21 protein-coding genes and 1 tRNA gene are annotated in these 23,048 nt (G+C 39.5%); 11 read left to right on the plus strand and 11 right to left on the minus strand.

Going from position 1 to position 23,048, the window contains the following annotated elements; genetic code table 11:
- The 3 genes from AB1488_04595 to AB1488_04605 all read left to right on the plus strand — a co-directional run.
- Window positions 1-830: RodZ domain-containing protein (locus tag AB1488_04595; protein MEW6409375.1), on the plus strand; the 830-nt coding region annotated here is incomplete at its 5' end.
- A 60-nt stretch (window positions 831-890) separates the two neighbouring features.
- Complete coding sequence (ahbC, locus tag AB1488_04600; GenBank protein MEW6409376.1) at window positions 891-2,087, plus strand: 12,18-didecarboxysiroheme deacetylase; 1,197 nt, start codon at window positions 891-893, stop codon at window positions 2,085-2,087.
- Window positions 2,088-2,218: 131 nt separating this feature from the next.
- Window positions 2,219-2,455: a hypothetical protein gene (locus AB1488_04605; GenBank protein MEW6409377.1), complete on the plus strand. Its 237-nt coding sequence runs from the start codon at window positions 2,219-2,221 to the stop codon at window positions 2,453-2,455.
- Window positions 2,456-2,676: 221 nt separating this feature from the next.
- On the opposite strand, the gene AB1488_04610 is transcribed toward AB1488_04605, so the two are convergent.
- From AB1488_04610 to AB1488_04640, 7 genes are all read right to left on the minus strand, one after another.
- Complete coding sequence (locus tag AB1488_04610; protein MEW6409378.1) at window positions 2,677-2,886, minus strand: DUF2283 domain-containing protein; 210 nt, start codon at window positions 2,884-2,886, stop codon at window positions 2,677-2,679.
- Complete coding sequence (locus tag AB1488_04615; protein MEW6409379.1) at window positions 2,873-3,136, minus strand: DUF4258 domain-containing protein; 264 nt, start codon at window positions 3,134-3,136, stop codon at window positions 2,873-2,875. Before AB1488_04615 ends, AB1488_04610 begins: the two co-directional genes overlap by 14 nt.
- 387 nt (window positions 3,137-3,523) lie before the next feature.
- Complete coding sequence (locus AB1488_04620) at window positions 3,524-4,780, minus strand: cobalamin-dependent protein (GenBank protein ID MEW6409380.1); 1,257 nt, start codon at window positions 4,778-4,780, stop codon at window positions 3,524-3,526.
- A gap of 5 nt (window positions 4,781-4,785) precedes the next feature.
- The gene (locus tag AB1488_04625) at window positions 4,786-5,808 is read right to left on the minus strand and encodes a hypothetical protein (GenBank protein ID MEW6409381.1); all 1,023 of its coding nucleotides are present in this window, start codon (window positions 5,806-5,808) and stop codon (window positions 4,786-4,788) included.
- Between the two features lie 4 nt (window positions 5,809-5,812).
- Window positions 5,813-7,252 carry a DEAD/DEAH box helicase gene (locus AB1488_04630; protein ID MEW6409382.1) on the minus strand — a complete coding sequence of 480 codons (1,440 nt, stop codon included), beginning with the start codon at window positions 7,250-7,252 and terminating at the stop codon, window positions 5,813-5,815.
- Window positions 7,245-7,664 carry a hypothetical protein gene (locus AB1488_04635; protein ID MEW6409383.1) on the minus strand — a complete coding sequence of 140 codons (420 nt, stop codon included), beginning with the start codon at window positions 7,662-7,664 and terminating at the stop codon, window positions 7,245-7,247. The genes AB1488_04630 and AB1488_04635 overlap by 8 nt, the downstream gene beginning before the upstream one ends.
- A gap of 12 nt (window positions 7,665-7,676) precedes the next feature.
- Window positions 7,677-8,711, minus strand: coding sequence for a ParB/Srx family N-terminal domain-containing protein (locus tag AB1488_04640; GenBank protein ID MEW6409384.1), 1,035 nt, complete (start codon window positions 8,709-8,711; stop codon window positions 7,677-7,679).
- Between the two features lie 708 nt (window positions 8,712-9,419).
- Between AB1488_04640 and hemB the strand changes: the two genes are divergently transcribed.
- The 7 genes from hemB (at window position 9,420) to AB1488_04675 (ending at window position 18,357) form a co-directional block, all read left to right on the plus strand.
- Window positions 9,420-10,397 carry a porphobilinogen synthase gene (hemB, locus tag AB1488_04645; GenBank protein MEW6409385.1) on the plus strand — a complete coding sequence of 326 codons (978 nt, stop codon included), beginning with the start codon at window positions 9,420-9,422 and terminating at the stop codon, window positions 10,395-10,397.
- A gap of 20 nt (window positions 10,398-10,417) precedes the next feature.
- Entirely contained in the window at window positions 10,418-11,590 is a 1,173-nt protein-coding gene (locus AB1488_04650; GenBank protein ID MEW6409386.1) for a radical SAM protein, read from the plus strand.
- Window positions 11,591-11,702: 112 nt separating this feature from the next.
- Window positions 11,703-13,142 carry an ATP-binding protein gene (locus tag AB1488_04655; protein MEW6409387.1) on the plus strand — a complete coding sequence of 480 codons (1,440 nt, stop codon included), beginning with the start codon at window positions 11,703-11,705 and terminating at the stop codon, window positions 13,140-13,142.
- Between the two features lie 5 nt (window positions 13,143-13,147).
- The gene (locus tag AB1488_04660; GenBank protein ID MEW6409388.1) at window positions 13,148-14,536 is read left to right on the plus strand and encodes a sigma-54 dependent transcriptional regulator; all 1,389 of its coding nucleotides are present in this window, start codon (window positions 13,148-13,150) and stop codon (window positions 14,534-14,536) included.
- 269 nt (window positions 14,537-14,805) lie between these two features.
- Entirely contained in the window at window positions 14,806-15,243 is a 438-nt protein-coding gene (locus tag AB1488_04665; GenBank protein ID MEW6409389.1) for a hypothetical protein, read from the plus strand.
- A 286-nt stretch (window positions 15,244-15,529) separates the two neighbouring features.
- Complete coding sequence (locus tag AB1488_04670; protein MEW6409390.1) at window positions 15,530-16,636, plus strand: sensor domain-containing diguanylate cyclase; 1,107 nt, start codon at window positions 15,530-15,532, stop codon at window positions 16,634-16,636.
- On the plus strand, window positions 16,633-18,357 hold the full coding sequence (locus AB1488_04675; GenBank protein MEW6409391.1) for an ATP-dependent DNA ligase: 1,725 nt from the start codon (window positions 16,633-16,635) through the stop codon (window positions 18,355-18,357). Before AB1488_04670 ends, AB1488_04675 begins: the two co-directional genes overlap by 4 nt.
- A gap of 113 nt (window positions 18,358-18,470) precedes the next feature.
- On the opposite strand, the gene AB1488_04680 is transcribed toward AB1488_04675, so the two are convergent.
- Together AB1488_04680 and AB1488_04685 are read right to left on the minus strand one after the other, a co-directional pair.
- The gene (locus AB1488_04680; GenBank protein MEW6409392.1) at window positions 18,471-19,973 is read right to left on the minus strand and encodes a M48 family metalloprotease; all 1,503 of its coding nucleotides are present in this window, start codon (window positions 19,971-19,973) and stop codon (window positions 18,471-18,473) included.
- Between the two features lies 1 nt (window position 19,974).
- Window positions 19,975-20,406 carry a PaaI family thioesterase gene (locus AB1488_04685; GenBank protein MEW6409393.1) on the minus strand — a complete coding sequence of 144 codons (432 nt, stop codon included), beginning with the start codon at window positions 20,404-20,406 and terminating at the stop codon, window positions 19,975-19,977.
- 157 nt (window positions 20,407-20,563) lie between these two features.
- Here AB1488_04685 and fabF point away from each other — a divergent pair, with 157 nt between their 5' ends.
- Window positions 20,564-21,802 carry a beta-ketoacyl-ACP synthase II gene (fabF, locus tag AB1488_04690; protein ID MEW6409394.1) on the plus strand — a complete coding sequence of 413 codons (1,239 nt, stop codon included), beginning with the start codon at window positions 20,564-20,566 and terminating at the stop codon, window positions 21,800-21,802.
- Here fabF and AB1488_04695 read toward each other — a convergent pair.
- Window positions 21,794-22,885 carry a LysM peptidoglycan-binding domain-containing protein gene (locus AB1488_04695; protein ID MEW6409395.1) on the minus strand — a complete coding sequence of 364 codons (1,092 nt, stop codon included), beginning with the start codon at window positions 22,883-22,885 and terminating at the stop codon, window positions 21,794-21,796. The two genes, fabF and AB1488_04695, sit on opposite strands and share 9 nt — an antisense overlap.
- Window positions 22,886-22,921: 36 nt before the next feature.
- Window positions 22,922-23,008, minus strand: a tRNA-Leu gene (locus tag AB1488_04700).
- Window positions 23,009-23,048: the final 40 nt, after the last annotated feature.

Here is a 23,048-nt window from a genome sequence, read left to right on the forward strand (position 1 = left end):
AAGGAGGTCCTTTGGAGTCTCTTGGCACATACCTGCGTAAAGAGAGAGAAGATAGAAATAAGACCCTGAAGGATATAGCAAACAAGACGAAGATAAATACCCGCTATCTCAAGGCAATAGAAGAAGACAATTATGCCTATATAGGTGAAGAGGTGTTTGTGAAGGGTTTTCTTCGTGCATACGCTAATGCACTCGGTATTGATGGGGATGATGTCATCCGAAGATATAAAGAATCAATAAAAGGAGAAGATATACCAGAGGAAGAAGATAAACCAATACCAGCACAGAATTTCAAAGATATAAGAATAAGATTTATCGAAGAAGTTAAACCGGAAGAAGGATCTATACCAATACCAGCACCACAAAAGTACCTGCCAAAAGTACCTTTACAGCAATTATACCAGCAGAAGAAGACCATAATACTGATACCCTTGGGTATTATAATTGTTATTTTTATACTGTTGTTTATCTTTAACATTGTCGGAATTATAAGTCCTGAACATAAAATGATGGATCAAACAACAGTAGTAGATACAGGCGCAGCGAAGGAGGTAGAGAAAGAACCTGTGACTGTCCCAAAAGACCTCATCCTTATCATCTCAGCGATAGAGGATACATGGATTGCAGCAACGATAGACGGTGTAGAGAAAAAGGATGTACTCTTAAGGAGTGGTGACAGAGTCATCTGGAATGCTAAAAAGGACTTTGTGTTGATCATTGGGAATGCAGGCGGGGTAAAGATAACATTCAACGGTAAAGAGATTGGGACACTTGGTAAAAGCGGAGAGGTGAGAAAACTTGTGCTTCCAAAGGATAAAACTCACGGATAAAATATCTTAAAATTATCAATGATGAATTATTAATTAGAAATTGCTCATTGTTCATTAATTATGATAGGAATTTCGAAACTATACTGTGGAACAATAGAACCCTCAGATGCCCTGAGATACGGGAGGGACTCTAAAAGGCTTCCGTCACACCTACTGCAGTTCTCAAAAGACAAAAAACCAGTGGTAGTGTGGAATATGACAAGAAGGTGCAATCTCAAGTGTGTCCACTGTTACGCACAGGCGATTCCTCTAAACGAACCACATCCTGAAGAATTGACCACAGAAGAAGCAAGAACTTTGATAGACGACCTTTCTGAATTTGGTGTCCCTGTAATCCTCTTTTCAGGTGGGGAACCACTGGTAAGAAAAGACCTCCCTGAATTAGCCCAATATGCAAAGGAAAAAGGTATGCGTGCTGTTATATCAACTAATGGAACGCTGATAACAAGTTCTGTTGCACATCTCCTGAAAGAGATAGGGCTCTCCTATGTAGGGATCAGTCTCGATGGAGGCCTGAATACAAATGATGCCTTCAGAGGTGTAAAGGGTGCATTTGAGAAGGCGATAAATGGGATAAGGAACTGCAAGGAAGAAGGAATAAAAGTAGGGTTGAGATTTACCATCAATAAGAGAAATTATACTGAGATACCAGAGATATTCGATATCATAGAGGAAGAGGATATTCCACGGGTCTGCTTCTATCATCTTGTCTATGCAGGTAGGGGTAGTGGCATGATAAACGAAGACCTAAGTCATGAAGAGACAAGGGCTACAGTTGACCTTATAATTGACAGGACAAAAGACCTCCATGAAAGTGATAAGAAGATAGAGGTTCTTACAGTAGATAACCATGCAGATGGACCATATCTCTACCTCAGGATGCTTAAGGAGGAAAACCCACGGGCAGAGCAGGTCTATGAACTCCTTCAGATGAATGAAGGAAATAGCTCAGGCATAGGAATTGCCTGTGTGAGCTGGGATGGTTCTGTGCATGCGGATCAGTTCTGGAGGCATTATTCCTTTAGCAATGTCAGGCAGAGGCGATTCAGTGAGATATGGATGGATACAAACGATCCCTTGATGGCAGGGCTTAAGAATAGAAAATCACTTCTCAAAGGGAGGTGTGCTGCCTGTAAGTGGCTCGATATCTGTAATGGAAATTTCCGTGTTAGGGCAGAGGCTGTGACAGGAGATGTCTGGGCACCTGATCCAGCATGCTATCTCACGGATGAAGAGATTGGCATCGGTATACCCTGAAAACTAATTTTTGCTCTTTCCATCCTATCAAGAATTCCTCACATTCCTAAAACATCTTTACAACCTTCATTTATATGTCCTATAATTACTTACATCTGAAATTCAGGAATTTTAAAACAGTGGAGGTAAGCATGCAGGCCACTTTAAAAAAGAAGGCAATAGAAGCTATTGAGAGTCTTCCAGGGGATAAGATAAAGAGTATTGTTGACTTTATAGAATATGTAAAGGATAAAGATGCATGGCGGGAATCAGAGGCTATTGCAAGAGACAGGAAACTAATGAGACGCATAAAAAAGGCCGATGAAGACTGGAAGACTCAAAGAAAGACTACCTATACCAACTGGGAGAAAGTAAAGCAGGGTGTATAAAGTTATTCTCCACAAGGATGCTGTGAAGGATTATAAGCACCTTGATGTAAAATTAAAGGTCTCTTTTTTCATCTTAGTCTATCCTTTACTTATAATTTTAGCGTGTTATCTGCTGTGCGGGCATTATTTTAATAGAACCATCCCATTTAACCCATGGTCGCTCTCAATGGATGTTAGCCGTCCGTTGCAGGCAGTTCTTAAAAGAACCGCCCCATTTTTCTTTAAGGTATTGCTACTTCTTTTTCTTTTACGAGACTGGAAAGAGAATCGAGGATAAAGTCTTTTGCATCCAGTATTTCAAGAAGTACTGGCTCACCATCTTTTGAAAAATGGACAATCATCTGCCCTTCTTCTTCAGCGTAATCTATCTTTTTATCTGAAAATTCAATGAGAAGGGCGTCTACATCTTTACTATATTTAATCTTTCTCATATCGGGACCTCCTTCCCGGATAAACGGTTACAACATAAAGTTTGTCTGGTAATGTTTCGTAAGCTACTCTAAGAACGCGAGTTTCATCAAAACCCTTTTGTGCAACTAATCTGTTTTTATAACCTTCTTCTATTCTATCAGGTGTCCTAACAACATTTTCAACAATCTCTTTTGACACTTCTAATCCATGAGACTTCAATATCTCAATTTTCAGCAATGAATGCAGGCTAAATTCTATATCTGTTGCCATAAAACTATTTTACCTCAATATGTTATTTGCTGTCTGTAGTGTTGTTAGCCGCCCGTTGCAGGCATTCATGATAGACCGTCCCCTTTTACCTTTTTTTTCATCTTAGTCTATCCTTTACTTATAATTTTAGCATGTTATCTGCTGTGCGGGCATTATTTTAATAGAACCGTCCCATTTAACCCATTTGCTCATTATATTATTAGCCTCTATCCTTTAATAGGCCGTCAAAATTTCACATAACGGTTTGCGGATAAAAGAAGTTGCCGAAGGCAATTTGGGCGAAGTGAAACGAAGTCTTTTATCCGCTGTTATATGACCCGAAGGGCAAGGTTGCGAAGCAACCGCAGAGTCATAGACGAAATATCCATCTTGTTGGGTATTGGACATTCATCTCCTTTCGATGTTTTTTAGAGATGTTATCTCATCTGGAAACCAGAAACTAATATTTTCTCCATCTAGATATTCCTTTTTCTCTTTTTTCGTTTTCATCTGATCAACGTTTTTCATAATTTCTATAATCTTCTCTTTCGGTAACCTCATTCTTTCAAGAACGTTTGAATAAAAAGGAAAACCGTGTCTGACACATATATTTTGTCTTCTTACATTTTTTCTAAATTGCCTAACCAATGCATCGTTCCAACCTGCTTTTTCATGTATATAATAGTCATCATTTGTTTGTTCAAGTTTTCTTGGATTGTAATTATCAAAAGTTTGATCTAAAGGACGGAATCTACAATCTGCAATCTGTACATGCCATTTCCAACACTTTATTCTCTTTTTTTCCATTTCCTCGAAAGTTATGTCCCAATTATATAGCACAAAAACAAATATTTCTTTCGAGTTGTAACCGCCTTTGATTAGAACATTGATCTGCTTTTTTATTTTCGGGTATTCGCTATATCCCCAGTCCCAAGCTACTCTTGGATATCTAAAACCCGCTTTCTTTATCAATCTCCCTAAATGGGGAGTTTCTTGTAGTTTTCGTCCATCAAAGCCACTTTGAGACTCGCACCATAAGATTTCTTTTTGCCTCTTTAACTCTATGAGTTCGTATAAAATATCTTCAATATATGGGTTCGCTAGTAGATTATTATCGTAAAAAACCAGCTTTCGGTGTTCTATCTCATTTTTAATACTATTCTTCGCTTCAAATTGTGGTTCTATTTTCCACGTACCGCAAAAATCACAATGACGTATACAACCTCTAGAGGTATGAATTATTTGGTAATCAATAGGATGAGGGTTTTTATCGTTAATAAGCTCATATAAAGGAAAATAACTTTCTGCCTCTTTGTAAACACCTCTAAAGATCTCATCACACCCAGTGAATTTTTTACAATGTTTGGGCATTAAAGAAGCATAAATTCCTCCCACCACTACTTTTGCACGGGGAAACATTCTTTTATAATATCTCACGCTATTTCTTACATATTCAGACCAGTATGTAAATAATGAAGTGATCCAAATTTCATCTGGCTCAAATTCAAAATCGTCTATGTTTAGTTTACCTCTAACTAATCTAACTTCATTATTGTTCTCTTTTAAATAAGAGGCAATCTTCAACAGCCCTATTGGGAGAAAATTTTTATGATTTTTACTCTTAGGAGGTATCGGGAAATCTGGTTCAATTAATAGTATTTTCAAGGTAATTACCCCTTCCTCATACTTTTCGGGATGTGTATTTTAATATTGAGTTCTCTACATAATTTAATTAGTTCCTTTAATAGTTGTTCTATCTTTGCACAATCTCTCTTACTCTGCTCTAATCCTTCTCTTTCTTCCCTTCTTAGTTTATTGATTTTTTTAATTAATTCTTCAACATCTTTCATAAACGGAGAAACCGTCATCGGGGCTTTTGCTTTTAAATCGTGATATACTTGGTCAATATCTTCTTTTTGATCAAATAGTCTTTTTCTTGCTTTTTTATGTTTATAAATGTCACCTACCTTTCTAATATCAGTTGCTTTCTTTATTTTTCCTTCCTTTATTAGATCAATTACTTTTTCTTCAATATCTTTATCTCGAGCCTTTTTAATTTCTCTTATTGGCCCACTCAACACCAACTGCTCGAAATGGCTATATTTACCTTTATCTACGACACCATGCTCTACCATCAACTTATATGCTCTTGTTTTATTATTAATAGACGTTGTTGATTCATTTACGATCTCAGAAATTTGCTCTAAGGTTTTACATTCTTCGTCCCTCATTTTACAATAGAGATTAGCTTTTTCGTATGCATCCCACTCAATTTTTCCTTCAATATGTTCTGTGCATAATAGTCTATAAATCTCATCTTGACTCAGTTCATCTAAAATTATATGACATTTTATATGTCTCCATCGTTCATCTTTTGTTGTGCTGTATAAATGTCTATAACAGCATAGTCTAGTATTTCCTTCTAACACCTCATTGTGATATACAAGGATTGGATGTATTAATCCTCCATCTTTTTCAATTCGTCGATATAATTTGTGAGTCTCGTTTCTCTCCCAAAGTTTCCCATCTATAACTTCATCTGTTATTTCACCGGTATGTTCAGCTAAAATGGTTGCAATTCGTGGGTTTTTTCTATAAAATCGTATCTGGGTAATATCCACAACCAGATATTCATAGTTTATTTCTCTTCCTCGGATAGACAGCGCAACTTTATCTGTTGTTTCTTCGGCCATATTTTCACCCCAGTATATCTAGAAGGTCTTCTTTAGACAAGCATTGTCTTTTCATATCAACATTATTGGAATCTCCTAATGCATATCTCGCTACTAATTCTTTTTTTTCTAAGATTTCATCTGTGTATTCATCGATAGTTTTTCTAGCTATTAGTTTTATAATATTACACTTTTTTGTCTGACTAATTCTATGTATCCTATCTTGAGATTGTAAGTAATCATCCATTTTGAAATTCCTATCGAGATAAATAGCATTATTAGCGGACGTTAATGTTAGTCCTTCCTTAGCGGCTGCCGGGTTTGCAATTAAGATTTTATTATTGGAGTTACTCATGAATTTTATTACTACATTGTTGCGTTCTTCTATCGGCGTCTCACCAAAAAGCATTAACGCACCTAAATCTCTATAACGTCTTCTTAGCGTTCTAATATTTTTTCTAAAACTTGTCCATATTATAACTTTTTCCCTATTTTCCACAGTCTCGTTGACTAATTTATCTAACTTTAAAAACTTTGATGGTGTTTCATCATAGTCCTCTATGATCAACCCCGGGTTACTAGCAATTTGAGTTAACCTTAACAATTTTACTAAATAATTCTCAATTTCTTCTATAATACTTTCCCCCTTCTTGTCTTTTATCTCGTAATACAATTCTTTCTTTGCCGTGTCATAAATTTCTTGCTGTTTTGGGGAAAGATCTATAACTATGTTACTATATTTTTTCTCTGGCAATTCTAAAATATCTTTTGTCCTCCGAATTGATACACCATCTATTTTTTTGCGAAGGCTCAACAAATCATCCTCATATTTCTTTAACGATACTTCTCCCTTTAATTTCAAATCATACTTTTTTTTAAACTTGTAAAAATCATTGCCTAACAATTCGCCTCCATCCAGAAAATAAAACTGTGACCATATATCTTCTGGTCTATTAGCTATTGGTGTTCCTGTGATTAATATCTTCTTCTTAGCCATATTTCTCAATGAGAGAACTGCCTTTGTGGTTTTCGCATTTGGATTTTTAATTTTTTGAGACTCATCTAGAACAATTACAAAATTTTTATGTTTCAATACCAATTGAATCAACTCTAACTCCTGAATGAGGGATTCATAATTTACAATATAAAAATGGCCGTAAGTCAAAAATGACCGCCCTCTTTGGCGCTTCGTTCCTAACAAGACTACTGGGAACAAATGAGAATGCTTTAAAATTTCATTTTTCCATGTGTGTAGAAGGGTCTTTTTACAAACAATTAGCGCACCATCAATCTCTTTACTTTCAATGTTTGAGCATAATGCATCGATAACCATTTTGCTTTTACCCAATCCTTGCTCATCGAAGAGAGGTACGATATCATGTTTCTCAATATAGTCTATTGCTTCTATTTGATGACTCAGGGGTATTGTCTTAGGAGAGTAATCAAATTTAATCTTTTCAACCATTATCAACCAGCTCCTCTGGTAACCAGATGTAAGAAATGAAATCTTTTCCAAACAAGTTTAATTCTTTCAATAACTTTATTAAATCCTCCTCCGCTGATTTAGGAATTCCAAGGATAATCTCTAAATGTTTACCTGTCGAGATCCCCTTGGTGTTAGAATAGTCTAACAACTGCTCTTTAGTCCTTTTTGAGAACAAATCTTCGCTTGTTTTTGCCTCGCCAATACAGATCTCGTTTGTTTCAAATTTAAAACCTACAATATCAGGTTTATGTCTTTTTATTGGTGGGGGGATATTTAATTTTTGTCCATCAAACAGATACTCATTCCCATCAAATGCCACAATATCGTATCCTTTTTCTCGCATTTTTCTTCCGATTAACCCTACAATCATCTGGTGTAATTTTGTTGGCATATTTATTCCCTATCACTCATATTTTTTGAGCATGTCCACAAATTTGGATAATTCCTCATAGAGTTCCATTATTTTTGTCTTTTTTACGGGTTCCTCACCACTAAGTATACTCTGTTCCTCCTCTCTTGACATTCTTTTGAGACCAATTATACACTTTTCAATATGCTCAAATAACCTGGACGCATACGCAGGTATAACCATACTCAACTCATATTTTGCTGCCTGAAATCCTTCTTCCTTGAGAATTCTCGCTATATCATCATTCTCAAACATTTTTCTTAAATCTCTTACATCTTGAGCTCTAGTGACCTCATCATTCCCTACCCAATCACAAAAATCTTTGGTTGTTAAACCGTATCTTTTCATACCGTCTTTAATTTTTCTGTTCTCAAATTCCACGAAATATGAGAACTTCAATAGAGCATCAAGCTTATAAGAATAGGTTGGTAAAAACTGCTCGTTCATATTTTTGTACGCCTCACGCCACCTTCTGATGTCGTTTAAGGAGAGCTTTGTTGTACTTTGGAGTTCTTCTTCTGTGTATCCTCTATGGTACCATAGAATATATAACATTCTTGCCCTTTCATATGCTTGCCAGTCATTTACACCTCTCAGGTGAGCGATTAATCTTATGAAATTGATACTCTTTTCGGTTATATCTGGTGGTAAAACCTTGCATCTTATCTGTTTATAACAGTCCTTTTGAGGATATTTGTCTTTTAAATCCCTATAAATTAGCACTCTGGTATTTCCGTCAATTATTTTGTATCTCCCATCTTCAATCGGATACACCCAGATTTCCTCCATCGCTCCTTCACTAGTCTCAATACTTCTCTTCAGACGATTGTAATCTTCATAACCTCCACTTTTTAATGCTATTTCAAGGTCACCTTGAGAGGTTGCATCAGTTACTCTCATAATATTATCTCGCCAATAACCTATTCGTGGATTTTCTTCGTCTAAAACTAATTTATCTATATCTATCTCCTCAATTTCTACTTCTTCTGGTACGCCTGCAATTGGTATTTCTAATTTAATTTTCTCCATATCAGATCACCTCGCTCATATTATCTATGTCTTTATACAAATGCCCAATGCCCTATTATAGATTTCGTCTATGATTTCGCCCATCGGGACGCCGGGGTTTGCGAAGGGGTCGCGTAGCGCACCCTTTGGGTGCAGCGAAGCGAAACCGCAAACCCCGCAGATGGGCGAAGTTTGCGAGCGGTGCGAGCAAACGAGCCCATCAAGGGGCGTTAGCCCCGCGTCCCGATGGGCAGAATAGAAATTTGCGAGCCGTAGCGAGCAAATTTCCTGCCCATCTCGTTCATATCCGAACTGTTTCGCTTTTTGTCTAGTTTTGGGATTATATCCGAAGTATTTCGGATATTCCAATTCTGGCTGAATCACCCAAAAACCATTTTCTTGACAAATATTGTCAGTCATTGCATCCTTTCCCCAGTTCTAAACTGTCCAGTGGACTCTTTATCTTGCCAAGACTTTTTGTGCTGACATGTGTATAAACCCCGCACTTTGAGAAAGTGCGAGGGTAAATTTCCGTAGTCTTGCTGTCTTTATGGCCCAATATCTCCTCTATATACCCCGCACTTTTAAGGTTTCTTAATGCCCTATTATATCAAAACCCTAAGGGGTGTCAATGGTTTCCCTTAAAAATCCTTTACAACCATGACTTGCGTGTCCTATAATCGTTTCAAGAAACCAGAACTACCTTGTTCATGAGAGAGGAGTGAAAGCATGTATTTCCCCATCTACCGTCCGAGAAGGATGAGGGCAAATGAAAACCTGCGAAGAATGATTCGAGAAACAAGGCTCTCTGTGGATAACCTTATATATCCAATGTTCGTTACTTACGGAAAAGGTGTTAAGAAGGAGATTGCCTCAATGCCCGGTTGTTACCAGCAGTCGGTTGAAAACGCTGTAAAGGATGCTGAGGAGGTAAACAGTCTTGGAATCCCTGCTGTAATCCTGTTTGGCATACCTGAACACAAGGATGAGAGGGGCTCTGGTGCCTATGACGAAAATGGGGTCGTCCAGCAGGCTATCAGGGCTATAAAGGATAAAGTGCCTGAGCTTATTGTAATAACAGATGTTTGCCTCTGCGAATACACAAGCCATGGGCACTGTGGTATTGTGGAAGAAGGGAGAATCTTGAACGATCCTACCATAGAACTCCTCTCAAAGGAGGCGGTCTCCCATGTAAAGGCAGGGGCAGACATGGTAGCGCCCTCGGATATGATGGATGGGCGGATTGCGGCGGTAAGAGATGCACTTGATGAGGAAGGATTTATAGATATACCGATTATGTCTTATGCCTCAAAATATGCGTCAGCTTTCTATGAACCGTTCAGGGAAGCAGCAGAATCAATACCCCAGTTTGGAGATAGAAGAACCTATCAGATGGATCCGACAAATGCAGATGAGGCTATAAGAGAGGTTGCACTTGATATTGAAGAAGGAGCAGATATTGTGATGGTGAAGCCTGCCCTCGCTTATTTAGATATCATTCACAGGGTAAAGGATGAATTCTGTATCCCTGTTGCAGCCTATAATGTTAGCGGAGAATACTCAATGATAAAGGCGGCTGGAAGAACAGGGTGGCTCGACGAACAAAGAATTATGATGGAGGTTCTCACATCTATCAAGCGTGCAGGGGCTGACATGATACTAACATATTTTGCAAAGGAAGTAGCACAAGTACTCGATGGTCGATAGTCGAAAGTCGAAGGTCGAATATGTCTAAAAACTATCAACCTACAGTTCCTAAACTCATCGCATGGGAGGTTACCCGAAGTTGTGTGCTTAACTGTATTCACTGCAGGGCAGCGGCAAAGTACGGACCTTATCCTGACGAACTTACAACTGAGGAGTGCCTGAGATTCCTGGACGATGTGGTAGAACTTTATAAAACGAATGCCGAGAGCCGAATGCCGAATGTTGAAACTTCTTCTTCCATTCGAACCTCGACCATCGGCCCTCAGCAATCGGTAGTCAACAATCCCCCCATCATCATCCTTACAGGCGGAGAGCCAATGATGCGTGAGGATATATACGAAATAGCAAAATATGGAACAGAAAAGGGGTTAAGGATGGTGATGGCACCATGTGGCCTCATGGTAACCGAAGAAACAGCAAAAAAAATAAAGGAATCGGGTATCAAGAGAATAAGCCTCAGCATAGATGGCGCAACCGCTGAGAGCCACGATGCCTTCAGGAGAGTTGATGGTGCATTCGATGCGGTAATGAAAGCTGTTGAGTCTTGCAAAAAAGTAGGGCTTGAGTTTCAGGTAAATACCACAATCACAAAATATAATGTTAAAGAGGTTCCTGCGATACTCGATCTTGTTGTGAGACTGGGGGCTGTGGCATATCATCCATTTCTGCTCGTTCCTACTGGCAGAGGAAAAGACCTCGCAGACCAAGAAATATCACCTGAGGAATATGAAAAGGTGCTTACATGGATATATGAACAGAGGGAAAAGGCATCTATACAATTCAAACCCACATGTGCACCCCATTACTACAGGATATTCAGACAGAAGGAAAGAGAAAAAGGGAGGTCTGTATCACCACAGATACATGGACTTGATGCAATGACAAAGGGGTGCATGGGTGGTCAGTCATTTGCCTTTGTGAGTCATACAGGTAAAGTGCAGATATGCGGCTTTCTTGAGGAAGAGGCAGGAGATATTAGAAAAGAGCCATTCTCCGAGATATGGAAGGAATCAAAGTTATTTAATGAGATGAGGGATATTGACCATTATCACGGGAAATGTGGCATCTGTGAATACAGAAAGGTCTGTAGTGGCTGCAGGGCACGGGCATATGCCCTGACAGGGGATTACCTGGGAGAGGAACCTTACTGCACATATATTCCTCAAAGTATACCTATTAAGGCGAAATTGTAGTATAATAACAAATAAATTTAAAATGCAAAAATCAAAATGCAAAATTTTTGAATTTTGATTTGTATTTTTGATTTTTAATCTTTGATCTTTAATTTTTATTAAGGTGATAACAATGATAATTAAAGACTTTTTCTATAACCTTAAACTGAAGACAAAACTCCTGATAATGATGCTTTTCCTCACACTCCTATTAATGGCTGTCCTTTTTTATCTATACACAAAATCAGAGAAGGATATGATAGCCCAGATTGAGCAACATACAGTTGACCTCTCTACCGCCATTCAGATAAGTGTTGAGGAGTTAACAACAGGAGGAACTACTGATACTGCAAGACTCAGCGAATATCTCAGACAGCTCGATGCAAAAGGCGTTAGGGAAATATCTATAATAAGCAATGAGCAGGAAATTATCGCGAGTTCTAATCCACGCAAGGTTGGCATAAAGGTAGACCATAAAAAGAAGGGTTATGTAATAACTGCGAGACTCGGAGAAGACCTGAGACCAAAACGGCATCAGAAGGCATACAACATAATAGTCCCAGTCGTCATCGAAAATGAACAGTGGGGCTATATCCATATAAGTATGCTCCTTGATGATTTCAAGAATTTAATGCAAGCAAACTACATTAAAAGGGTCTTAGCCACTGTATTAATTTTTGGAATAGGGATAGTGGTATCACTCTTCCTCTCATGGAGATATACCCATCCTATACACCAGGTTGTCAATGCTGCGAAGAAGGTAGCAGCAGGAGACCTTACAGAGACCCTCCCTGTGAATAGAACAGATGAGATAGGTGAACTTACTATGAGTTTTAATGAAATGGTAGAGAAACTCAGGCTAAACAGGAAACTTGAGGAAAAACTAAGGAGGGCTGAGCAGCTTTCTGTTGTCGGTCAACTTGCCTCGGGTATAGCCCACGAAGTAAGAAACCCATTAAATCTTATAAACCTCAGTATTGACCATATAAAGAGTAAATTTACACCCCCCGATTTAACACAGAAAGAGGAATTTACCAATGTTATCTCTAATATTAAAAAAGAGATACGGAGACTTGATAAGATGGTGAGCGATTTCCTTGACTATGGGAAACCATTGAATCTACATAAGGCAAAGACCAGTCTTAAAGATGTGCTGGATGATGTTATATCCTTAGCAAGAGAACGGTCAGGAGAACAGGGTGTGGTTATCGAGAAAGAAATACATCCCGAACTGTTAGAGGTATTGGTAGACAGTGGATATATAAAGACCTGTTTTATGAATATAATGCTTAATGCATTTGAATCAATGCCCGAAGGTGGAAATCTCAGGGTTACTGCCTCCCCAAATACCTCTTTCGTAGAGGTTTCCTTTGCAGATACAGGGAAGGGGATACCCTCTGAGAACCTCTCCATGGTATATGAACCATACTTTACCACAAAGAGATTGGGCATCGGTCTGGGGCTCTCTCTTACAAAAAGGATTATAGAGGAACACTCTGGAATGATTGAGATTGAAAGCTATCCCAACAAAGGTACAACCGTAAAGGTTAAACTACCAACAAAGGAGTCCTGAAGGCTATGTCAATAAAGGGGAATATCCTTATTGTTGATGATGAAAAGCCTCAGAGGGAGATACTTAGATTAATATTGGAGGATGAAGGTTATAGCGTTATTACTACTGGAGGTGGTAATGAGGCGCTTGCCCTCATTGAGAAATTTCCTCCCGAACTTATTTTAAGTGACCTCAAGATGCCTGATATGAATGGCTTGGAACTCCTCGCTCGTCTTCTCAAACACAATATACCTACTATAATAATGACCGCCTACGGAACAATCAGTTCCGCTGTAGAGGCAATGAAAATGGGGGCAATGGACTATTTGACAAAACCGCTTGATAGGGATGAGCTGTTAATATCTGTAAAAAGAGTATTCGAGAAGATTGCACTTCAGAGAGAGAATATAATACTCCAGCATCAACTTCAAGAAAAATTCAGGATAGAAAATATCATAGGAAGCCATGGCCTCATGCAGGAAGTATTCAAGACGATAAGAAAGGTCTCGAATACTAACTCTACCGTATTGATTTATGGTGAAAGTGGAACAGGAAAAGAACTTGTGGCGAGGGCTATCCATTATAATTCTCAACGCAAGGATAGACCATTTATGGGTATAAATTGTGCTGCAATCCCGGATACACTGCTTGAGAGTGAACTCTTTGGCTACGAGGCAGGTGCATTCACAGGGGCAATTGGTCGTAAGATAGGACTCTTTGAGGCATCAAACAAAAGCACCCTTTTTCTTGATGAGATAGGTGATCTTTCCGCAAATATGCAGGCAAAGATACTACGAGTCTTACAGGAAAAGGAGATAATGAGAATCGGGGGAAGGCATCAAATCAAGATAGATGTTAGGATTATAGCTGCAACCAATAAGGATATAGAAACTGAGATGAAGAAAGGTCATTTCCGTGAAGACCTATTTTACCGTCTTAATGTGATAACCATAACCCTGCCACCGCTCAGAAACAGGATTACCGATATACCTGAACTGGTTAATCACTTTATAGCAAAATACAGGGTTACTACACAGAAAGAGATAAAGGGTATAACCGATGAGGCACTCAGGATACTTATGGGATACAACTGGCCAGGAAATGTCAGACAGATTGAATCAGTGATAGAAAGGGCTATGATATTTTCTGAAGGAGAGATGATTACTCCAAAAGACATTCCAGTGGAGGTGCGTATACCTCTAAAAGGAACTGGAAGATTTATTATTGACATCCCTGATGAAGGTATATCTATAGAAGAGCTTGAGAGAGAGCTTATCCTGAAGGCTATGGAAAAAAGTGGTTGGGTGATCACAAAGGCAGCAAAACTATTGGGGCTGAGTTTTAGGACGCTCCAGTATCGCCTTGAGAAGTTTAATATAAATAGTGGGCATCAGACTATACCAAAAGGTGCATAATGATACACCAAATCGTGTATATAGAACCATTAGGAGATTAGCCAAAGATTAACATCCCATACTCAACTCTCCTATGATGTGTATACAATTGAATGTAACACATTAAAACAAAAAGATTTTTTGAGAATGGATTAAATGGATTATTTTGGTATCAGAGTAAAGAATAAATGGCATAAAAAATGCATTCACAAATAAAGGTTTTATTGAAAATGCACAGCGATTACATTCCCCGCTGTGGGGGAGCTTCAAAGTGAAAGGAGGTGATTGGAATGAAGAAGGTATTGGTATTCCTTCTCGCGATAGCGCTTATAGTCACCTTTGCAGGACTGAGCATGGCACAAGAAAAGAAGCCAGCTGAACCGGCTAAGAAGGCTGAGCCAGCAAAACCAGCAGAGCCAGCAAAGAAGCCTGCAAAGGCAAAGATCCACCAGATCACCGGTGATGTCACTGCTGTTGATGTAAAGGCAAAGACTATCAAGATCAAGGGTAAGGATAAAGAGGTTACCCTCGATGCAGCAGGCATAAAGGACATGGCTAAGATAAAGGTCGGTGATAAAGTCGTTGCCAAGTATTCAGAGGCAGACGGCAAGATGACCGCCAAGTCGGTAAAGGTAAAGAAGGAGCCAGCAAAGAAGGCAGAGCCAGCAAAAAAGGCAGAACCCGCGAAGCCAGCAGCACCAGCAAAGAAGAAAGCACCAGGCTATTAAGTCTGACTGTTATTGGCTCGCAAACCGTAGTAAACCCCACCCTTGCTATATTTTTTTACCCCGCCTAAAAGGTGGGACTTTCTGGGTGCGGGGTAAAGAAAGCCCCCAGAGCAGTGATGGCGATGGGGGTTTTCTTTTTATAAAATCCTTGAAAGCCTCTGATAAGTTATGTATTATAAGGTAGACAACGAGGTTTACCTCGTTGATTTAGTAGAAAGAATCAACGGACATAATGTCCGTTGTCTACCGAATCTCCTTCAATCCTAATTTAAGGAGGATATAGTGTATGGTCTCAGAAGGCATGCCCATAAAAGATGAGCCTAATATAGAAGGAATGGCAACTAGGATTAAGGAACTTGAGAAACTCAATGAAGAACTGAACAAGAAGGTTATTGAATCCTTTCTCCTTTATAAGATAAGCAAGGTGCTCCAGTTTAATTATAACATTGATGATGCACTCTCAGAGGTAATGAACATAATCAAAGATGCCTCTGGCATAGAGCATATAGCCATCATGTTATTAGACCCTCAGGAGAAGATACTCCGTATCCGTGCTGCACACGGGCTCAAGGAAGGAACAATTAAAGAGGTCTCCTTTGAGATAGGTGAAGGTGTTGTTGGAGAAGTGGCAGAGACAGGGAAACCTGCCTTAATCTCTGATGTGAGTAAAGATAAGCGATTTTCTTTTTTTAAAGGATGGGAGCCCCAGATCGGCTCTTTCATAGCTGTTCCGTTGAAGTTAAAGGAAGGAATTATAGGTGTTTTAAGCGTCCATAGCGATGAAAAGGGAAGGTTTTTAGAAAAAGACCTCATCTTTATGACACAGATAGGCGAAGACCTCTCACTCGCTATTGAAAAGGCTAATATCTTCAACAGCATCTGGGAACTTGCAATAAAGGATGAACTCTGCGGTATATATAACAGAAGGTATCTCTTAGAGGCTATGAATAGGGAGTTAATCAGGGCAAAAAGAAATAAGGCACAACTATCCCTCTTGATGATAGATATAGATGACTTTAAGGTATACAATGATACATTGGGTCACTTAGCAGGTGATGATGCATTAAGAACCGTTGCGAAGATAGCCTCTAACACCCTTCGGGTTTCAGATATTATAGCCCGGTATGGTGGTGAGGAGTTTGTAGCACTTCTGCCAGATACCACAAAAGATGGGGCTGTTATAACCGCTGAGAAGATCAGGCATAATATCGAAAATAAAAAACTAACAATAGAATCTTTACCTTTAAAACTCCTGACGGTCTCAATCGGTATAGCTACATTCCCTGAAGATGTAAAGACACCTGGAGATTTGCTTTATTGTGCAGATTTATCTATGTATAATGCAAAAAGGAATGGCAAGAATCAGGTAAAGACATATACAAAAGGCACGTGAGATTCTCAGAACTTACAGAGTATTTTGAGAGGCTCGAGGCTACCTCAAAGAGACTCGAGATGTTCGATATACTCTCAGACCTTTTTAAGAAGGCTGATTCCTCAGAGATAGATAAAATCATATATCTTTCACAGGGACAACTTCTTCCTCCATTCCATGGTCTCGAGATAGGCATGTCAGAGAAACTTTTAATCCGGTCTATCTCAGATGCAACAGATATTTCAATAGATGATGTGGCAAAAGAGTTCAAAAGGACAGGAGACCTTGGGAAAACAGCAGAGAACCTTATTGAGGAAAAGGGGAAACACCTCTCTGTTCAGGATGTCTACCAGAGGCTTTTTGAGATTGCAGAAACATCAGGAGAAGGAAGTGTTGATAAGAAGATTTCGATGCTCGGTAACCTCTTTTCAATGGTATCCTCCTTAGAGGCAAAGTATATAGCAAGGTTTGTGATAGGACGCCTCCGTCTCGGTATCGGAGACCCAACCGTCCTTGAGGCACTGAGTCTCTCAAAGGGCTCAAGGGAACAGAGACCTGAGTTAGAGAGGGCATATAACCTCTGTTCTGATCTTGGATATGTGGCTAAAGTATTATTCGATAAAGGTACCGCGGGGATAAAGAAAATAAAGGTGCGTGTTGGTTATCCAATCAGGATGGCTCTCTGTGAAAGGCTTCCCTCATCGGAAGAGATAATCGCTAAGATAGGAAAGGCATCCATAGAGGCAAAATATGATGGATTCAGATGTCAGATTCATAAAAATGGGAATAATGTAGAAATATTCTCAAGGAATCTCGAAAAGACTACCCATATGTTCCCTGAGATCGTGGAGGCGACAAAAACCCAGTTTAAGGCGAAAGATGGTATGTTTGAGGGTGAAGCACTCGCTTACAACGAAGCCACCGGAGAACTTTTCCCATTTCAGATAACAATCCAGCGGAAAAGAAAGCATGGTATAGAAGAACTGGCAAAGGAATATCCACTTAAATTCTTTGCATTCGACCTGCTTTATGCAGATGGAATTGATTATACAGAGTTTCCATACATCGAGAGGAGAAATAGACTTTCAGCACTTATCAAGAAAGATACGGTCATAGAGCTTTCGAGTGCAATTATTACAGATGACCCCGATGCCGTAGTAAAATACTTTGAAGACGCCGTTGAAAAAGGGCTTGAGGGTGTGGTTGCAAAGAGACTCGATGCCCCGTACTCAGCAGGTGCAAGAAACTTCAACTGGATAAAACTTAAAAGGAGTTATAAAGGTGAACTCGCAGATACTGTTGACATCTGTATTGTTGGCTATTTTAGAGGCAAAGGTCATAGGGCGGCATTCGGTGTAGGTGCCATTCTTGGCGGAGTGTATGAGCCTGAGAGCGATACATTTAAAACAGTGAGTAAGGTAGGTTCAGGCTTCAGTGAGGAAGAATGGATGAGGTTGAAAGAAATACTTGATGATATAGCACTTACGCATAAACCAGCAAGGGTAGATTCTTTAATAGAACCTGATGTATGGGTCGAACCATTTTATGTTATTACTGTGACCGCTGATGAGATTACACGCTCTCCCACACACACATGCGGAAGGGGTGAAGACGGGATAGGTTATGCGTTGAGATTCCCCAGGGCAGTAGGATTCATAAGGGATGATAAAAAGCCAGAGGATGCAAATTCGGTTGAAGAGGTGATTAAGATTTTTAACATCCAAAGACGTGTGAAATTGTGAGTCATAAAAATTAAAAATCAAAGATTAAAAATCAAAAATACAAATCAAAATTCAAAAATTTTTACATTTTGATCTGTCATTTTACATTTTGATTTTTGCATTTTGATTTATCTTTATTTCTTTCTTGGTTGCGGTGGTTGTATGAAAGGGCTGAGAACAATGAGCCTCTGTCTTGCATGCTTACCAAGCTGAGAGTTAGGTGCAATCCTTACCTGCATACTGTATTCATTGAATGCACTATGAATGTCTCCTACATGCTCATAGCTCATGCCGAGGTATCCGTGAATCTCAGGATGCTGCGGTGCCATAGATGAGAAGATACTGAGATATTTTATTGCTCCGTTATAGTTCCTTGTAGCATAGTAACTCAGCCCCAAAAAGAAATTAGACCCTGGGTGCTCAGGGAACATCTCTATGCTCTTTTTGAGGTGGAGCGTTGCGAGTTTTGGGTTATTGTTAACATATGCAAGGACTCCGAGACCATAATAAGCGGGTTGATAGCCATTGTCTATCTCAAGTGCCTTCCTGAATAAAGATTCTGCCTCAGTGTATCGTTTCTGTTTTATACGGACAAACCCGAGTAGATTATGAAAAGGTGCCTGTTTCCCATTCATTGAAATCGCCTTCTTAAGGGATTCCTCTGCATCATTTATCTTACCGTTATTAAATGCCCCCTCAGCATTATCATACTGTAGATATGCTTGATTGACATCCCTTATACCTCTGAGCATGGTATTAAATTTATCTGCATTCCTGCCATCTCCCTGAATGGTGTATAGTGGAAGTTCCTTTATCATTGCATGGATCTCTTCAAGACGAACAGCAGTTCTTGGATGTGTAGAAAAAAGTTCCTCAAAAAATGTCTCTTCCTTTTTCTCCTTTCCGAGTCTTGAGAGAAATTTTCCAACAGCAGATTCAAGCACTTTGTGGGCATTTAACGCCTCTGACGGCTCATAACCAATCCTCGACATATAAAGAACCCCGAGTCTATCTGACTGTATCTCCTGATTTCTATCGTATTTCAACAAGAGCAGTCCGCTCCCGAGTGCCCCCGCAGTAAGAAATAAATCACCACCCTTCTGTCCCTCAATCGCAACAGAACCAGCAACAAGACCTATCTGTTGAAGTATTCCTAAGGAGACTCTCTTTGCTGAATGTCTTGCCATCACATGTCCTACCTCATGCCCCATGACCGCTGCAAATTGTGCCTCGTTTTCCATTTCTACAAGCAATCCTCTTGTTATAGTAACAAATCCAGGGAGTGCAAAGGCGTTTGGAATGGATGAGTTTTGAACCTGAAACTTGAAAGGAAGGTTTGGCCTATGCGAATTTGCCCATATCCTCTTTACAATATCGCCGAGATATCCTTCAAGTTCAGGATCGTAGTATTTACCACCAAAACCCCAGTTAAGGCTGGGTGCAGCCTGTTTGCCCATGTTTATCTCCTGCTCTTCAGAGATTAACATGAGTTCTCTTTCTCCTGTCACCGGATTTACTGCACAGGTAGGAAGGAGTAAAAGGGTTAAGATGAGTGCTATTATTTTGTAAAAATCAAAATTCAAATTGCAAAATGTAAAATTATGGAATTCCTTAATTTTGATTTTTGATTTTTGCATTTTAAATTTTCACTTGACCACTTGAATCCCTTTTTTCTACCCAAGGGATAAGTTTTCCCCGTGCTTCAGCAACCACACTGCCATTATCCTTTACTGCCTTAGCCTCTGCCTCAATAAGCCTCTTCGATTTTGAAAGCAACCTTGCACTGACAGTAATCCTTTCACCGACTACAAGAGGTTTTCTCAATCTTATCTCCATAGAGGCTGTTACTGCAATCATTCCGAGACCAATAACGAGTTTCACCATAATCTCATCAAGGACAGTAGATATAAGCCCGCCATGAACTATGTCCTTATATCCCTGATGTATCTTTGAAGGTGTAAACTCAGTGGTCATACTTTTTGCATCCTTATCGAGATAGAAATCAAGTCTGAGTCCGATGGGGTTTTTCTTACCACATACAAAACAGTAATGGTCGTCCTGAAGATCCATATCTTAGTAAAGTATATTACGAATAGACACATGTAGTCAAATGTTAATATAAACCACTAATCTTTTCATGGTTGACAATGACACTACATTGCATTTATCATACTTAGCAATTATCAATGATGAATTAGTAATTTAATAATTGTTCATTATTCATCTCATGAAGAGACGTGTTGTTATAACTGGCATAGGTGCGGTAACACCACTTGGAAATACTATGAAGGACACTTGGAGTGCCCTTTGTGAAGGGGTATCTGGCATAGCACATATAACCCGCTTTGATGCCTCCTATTTTCCGAGCATGATTGCTGGAGAGATTAAGGGCTTTTCTGCTGGTTTATTTATCACCAAAAAGGGGCTGAGAAGGCTCGATCCATTCATACACTATGCTACTGCCTCTGCATTGATGGCTGTTGAGGACTCTGAAGTTCGATTCGAATCAACAGAAAAAGAAAGATATGGTGTTGTAATCGGTTCAAGTCGTGGTGGAATATTATCCACAGAGGCATCATATAATCAATATCTTCATAAAGGACCTCATGGCATAACACCATTTTATACACCGATGTCTACCATTGGTATGGCAGCAGGTTATATAGCCATAAGACTCAGGATTAATGGTCCAAGCCTCGGTATCTCTACTGCCTGCTCTTCGGGAACCCATGCAATTGGAGAGGCATACAGGATGATTCAGAGGGGTGAGGTTGAGCTGGTGTTTACTGGAGGGACTGAGGCATCCATCTCTCCATTAATTCTTGGTGGCTATGCCGCAGCAAAGGTTCTCTCTACCAGAAATAATGAACCACAGAAGGCAAGCAGACCTTTCGACAGACACAGAGATGGTTTTGTTCTCTCTGAAGGAGCATGTATACTGGTTCTTGAGGAAATGCAACATGCCCTTCAGCGAAATGCAAGGATATACGCAGAGATAATCGGTTATGGCTCATCTACAGATGCCTACCATCAGACAGATTTGCCTCCTGATGGAAGCGGTGCTGTTATGGCCATGAGGAAAGCACTGATGGATGCTAATATATCTCCATCCGAAATAGATTACATAAACGCACATGGTACATCCACACTGCAGAATGACAGAGTTGAAACACTCGCAATCAAGACGGTCTTCAATAAAGATGCCTTTAAGATACCTGTAAGTTCAATTAAATCAATGACAGGACACATGCTTGCCGCATCAGGGGCACTCGAAGTAGGAGCGACAGCGATGAGTATCTACGAAGGCATAATACCACCCACCATTAATTATGAAATGCCTGACTCTGAATGTGACCTCGACTATGTGCCGAATACAACGAGAAGACAGCAAATTGAAATCGCACTCACAAACTCCTTCGGTTTTGGTGGAATGAATGCGGTGATCGTCCTTCGAAAGTCAGTGTGAGATAAATATATCTCCTCTTTTGATTTCTTTTATTGACTTGAGAACCTTTGCAGTGGATGTTTCCTCTTTTAAAGCAATAACCTGCACCTGACCGATAGGCATATCAGGGATTGCTACCTTCTCTCCAGATAGAGGATGCCTTATCTTACCACCCTCTTCAAAGATATTAAATATATCACCTGCAGTTAAACCATCTCTACTTCCCTTATCGAGATAGACTATATCCATAAAGGCACCTCTTACCCTGTCATCTATAATCTCTACAATATGTCCTCTCACCTGTTTCTGTTCAACCTTTCTTTCAAGTGGGATGATTAATGGGTTCAGTTCCTGATATGGCAATACCCTGTCACCCACAGCAATATAATCATATGAGTTCATTACTTCTGCTATAGCTATCTTACCATCAATCCTTACTACCTTCACATCACCCAGGACCTTAACAAGATAGCCGAGAAAATCTTCTGTCACAGGATGGTAAACCTTTTTTATACTTCGAGCAATCATAAACCTGTCGCCTATCTTTTTACCATTGCTGTCCAATAAGGCATTATCACCTTTGCTGAGTATAACCTTCTCTCCTCCTGATGAAACAACTATATTTTTATCAGGTATCTCATCAGTGATGTATCCACTTGAGGCAATAAGATTGACATCAGCAACAACTCTGGTAGGAGGCTCTTTAACTGCAACAGGTTCTTTCTTTACTGGAGTAACGGGCATTTCTTTCTCGACCTCAACCTTCTTTTCTACTGGTTCAGGTTTTTTCTCTTCTTCAGCTAACTTTTCCTTCTCTACAACCGGGATATTTATTACCTGACCAGGATAAATCTTATCTGGGTTTTTTATCTCAGGGTTCTCCTCCCAGAGTTTCTTCCATAGAAATGGGTCACCAAGAAGTGCCTTTGAAATGTCCCATAATGTATCACCCTTTTTGACGGTATATTTTTTGGTATCTTTTATATCCTCAGAGCCGAATGTAAAACTGTAAAAGAGGAGTATGTTAAATGCTGCAATAATTACAAAAAATACCAGATTGCCCCGTCCTTTGGATAGAGATGGACGGCTCGAACTCTGTTTCAAAATTTTGCATTTTGATTTTTGCATTTTGAATTTTCCTGGTGCCGAAGGGGGGATTTGAACCCCCACGGAGTTGCCCCCACCAGACCCTGAACCTGGCGTGTCTGCCAGTTCCACCACTTCGGCTTCAAACCTGATAAATAATATCCCTTAGTTAGATTCATTG

Source organism: Nitrospirota bacterium (assembly GCA_040756155.1).
Taxonomy (GTDB): domain Bacteria; phylum Nitrospirota; class Thermodesulfovibrionia; order JACRGW01; family JBFLZU01; genus JBFLZU01.

Bases quoted from the DNA above. Each gene is read 5' to 3' on its own strand.
- ahbC (MEW6409376.1), top strand. From the start codon at position 891: ATGATAGGAATTTCGAAACTATACTGTGGAACAATAGAACCCTCAGAT.
- AB1488_04605 (MEW6409377.1), top strand. From the start codon at position 2,219: ATGCAGGCCACTTTAAAAAAGAAGGCAATAGAAGCTATTGAGAGTCTT.
- AB1488_04610 (MEW6409378.1), bottom strand. From the start codon at position 2,886: ATGAGAAAGATTAAATATAGTAAAGATGTAGACGCCCTTCTCATTGAA.
- AB1488_04615 (MEW6409379.1), bottom strand. From the start codon at position 3,136: ATGGCAACAGATATAGAATTTAGCCTGCATTCATTGCTGAAAATTGAG.
- AB1488_04625 (MEW6409381.1), bottom strand. From the start codon at position 5,808: ATGGCCGAAGAAACAACAGATAAAGTTGCGCTGTCTATCCGAGGAAGA.
- AB1488_04630 (MEW6409382.1), bottom strand. From the start codon at position 7,252: ATGGTTGAAAAGATTAAATTTGATTACTCTCCTAAGACAATACCCCTG.
- AB1488_04635 (MEW6409383.1), bottom strand. From the start codon at position 7,664: ATGCCAACAAAATTACACCAGATGATTGTAGGGTTAATCGGAAGAAAA.
- AB1488_04640 (MEW6409384.1), bottom strand. From the start codon at position 8,711: ATGGAGAAAATTAAATTAGAAATACCAATTGCAGGCGTACCAGAAGAA.
- hemB (MEW6409385.1), top strand. From the start codon at position 9,420: ATGTATTTCCCCATCTACCGTCCGAGAAGGATGAGGGCAAATGAAAAC.
- AB1488_04650 (MEW6409386.1), top strand. From the start codon at position 10,418: ATGTCTAAAAACTATCAACCTACAGTTCCTAAACTCATCGCATGGGAG.
- AB1488_04655 (MEW6409387.1), top strand. From the start codon at position 11,703: ATGATAATTAAAGACTTTTTCTATAACCTTAAACTGAAGACAAAACTC.
- AB1488_04660 (MEW6409388.1), top strand. From the start codon at position 13,148: ATGTCAATAAAGGGGAATATCCTTATTGTTGATGATGAAAAGCCTCAG.
- AB1488_04665 (MEW6409389.1), top strand. From the start codon at position 14,806: ATGAAGAAGGTATTGGTATTCCTTCTCGCGATAGCGCTTATAGTCACC.
- AB1488_04670 (MEW6409390.1), top strand. From the start codon at position 15,530: ATGGTCTCAGAAGGCATGCCCATAAAAGATGAGCCTAATATAGAAGGA.
- AB1488_04680 (MEW6409392.1), bottom strand. From the start codon at position 19,973: ATGCAAAAATCAAAAATCAAAATTAAGGAATTCCATAATTTTACATTT.
- AB1488_04685 (MEW6409393.1), bottom strand. From the start codon at position 20,406: ATGGATCTTCAGGACGACCATTACTGTTTTGTATGTGGTAAGAAAAAC.
- fabF (MEW6409394.1), top strand. From the start codon at position 20,564: ATGAAGAGACGTGTTGTTATAACTGGCATAGGTGCGGTAACACCACTT.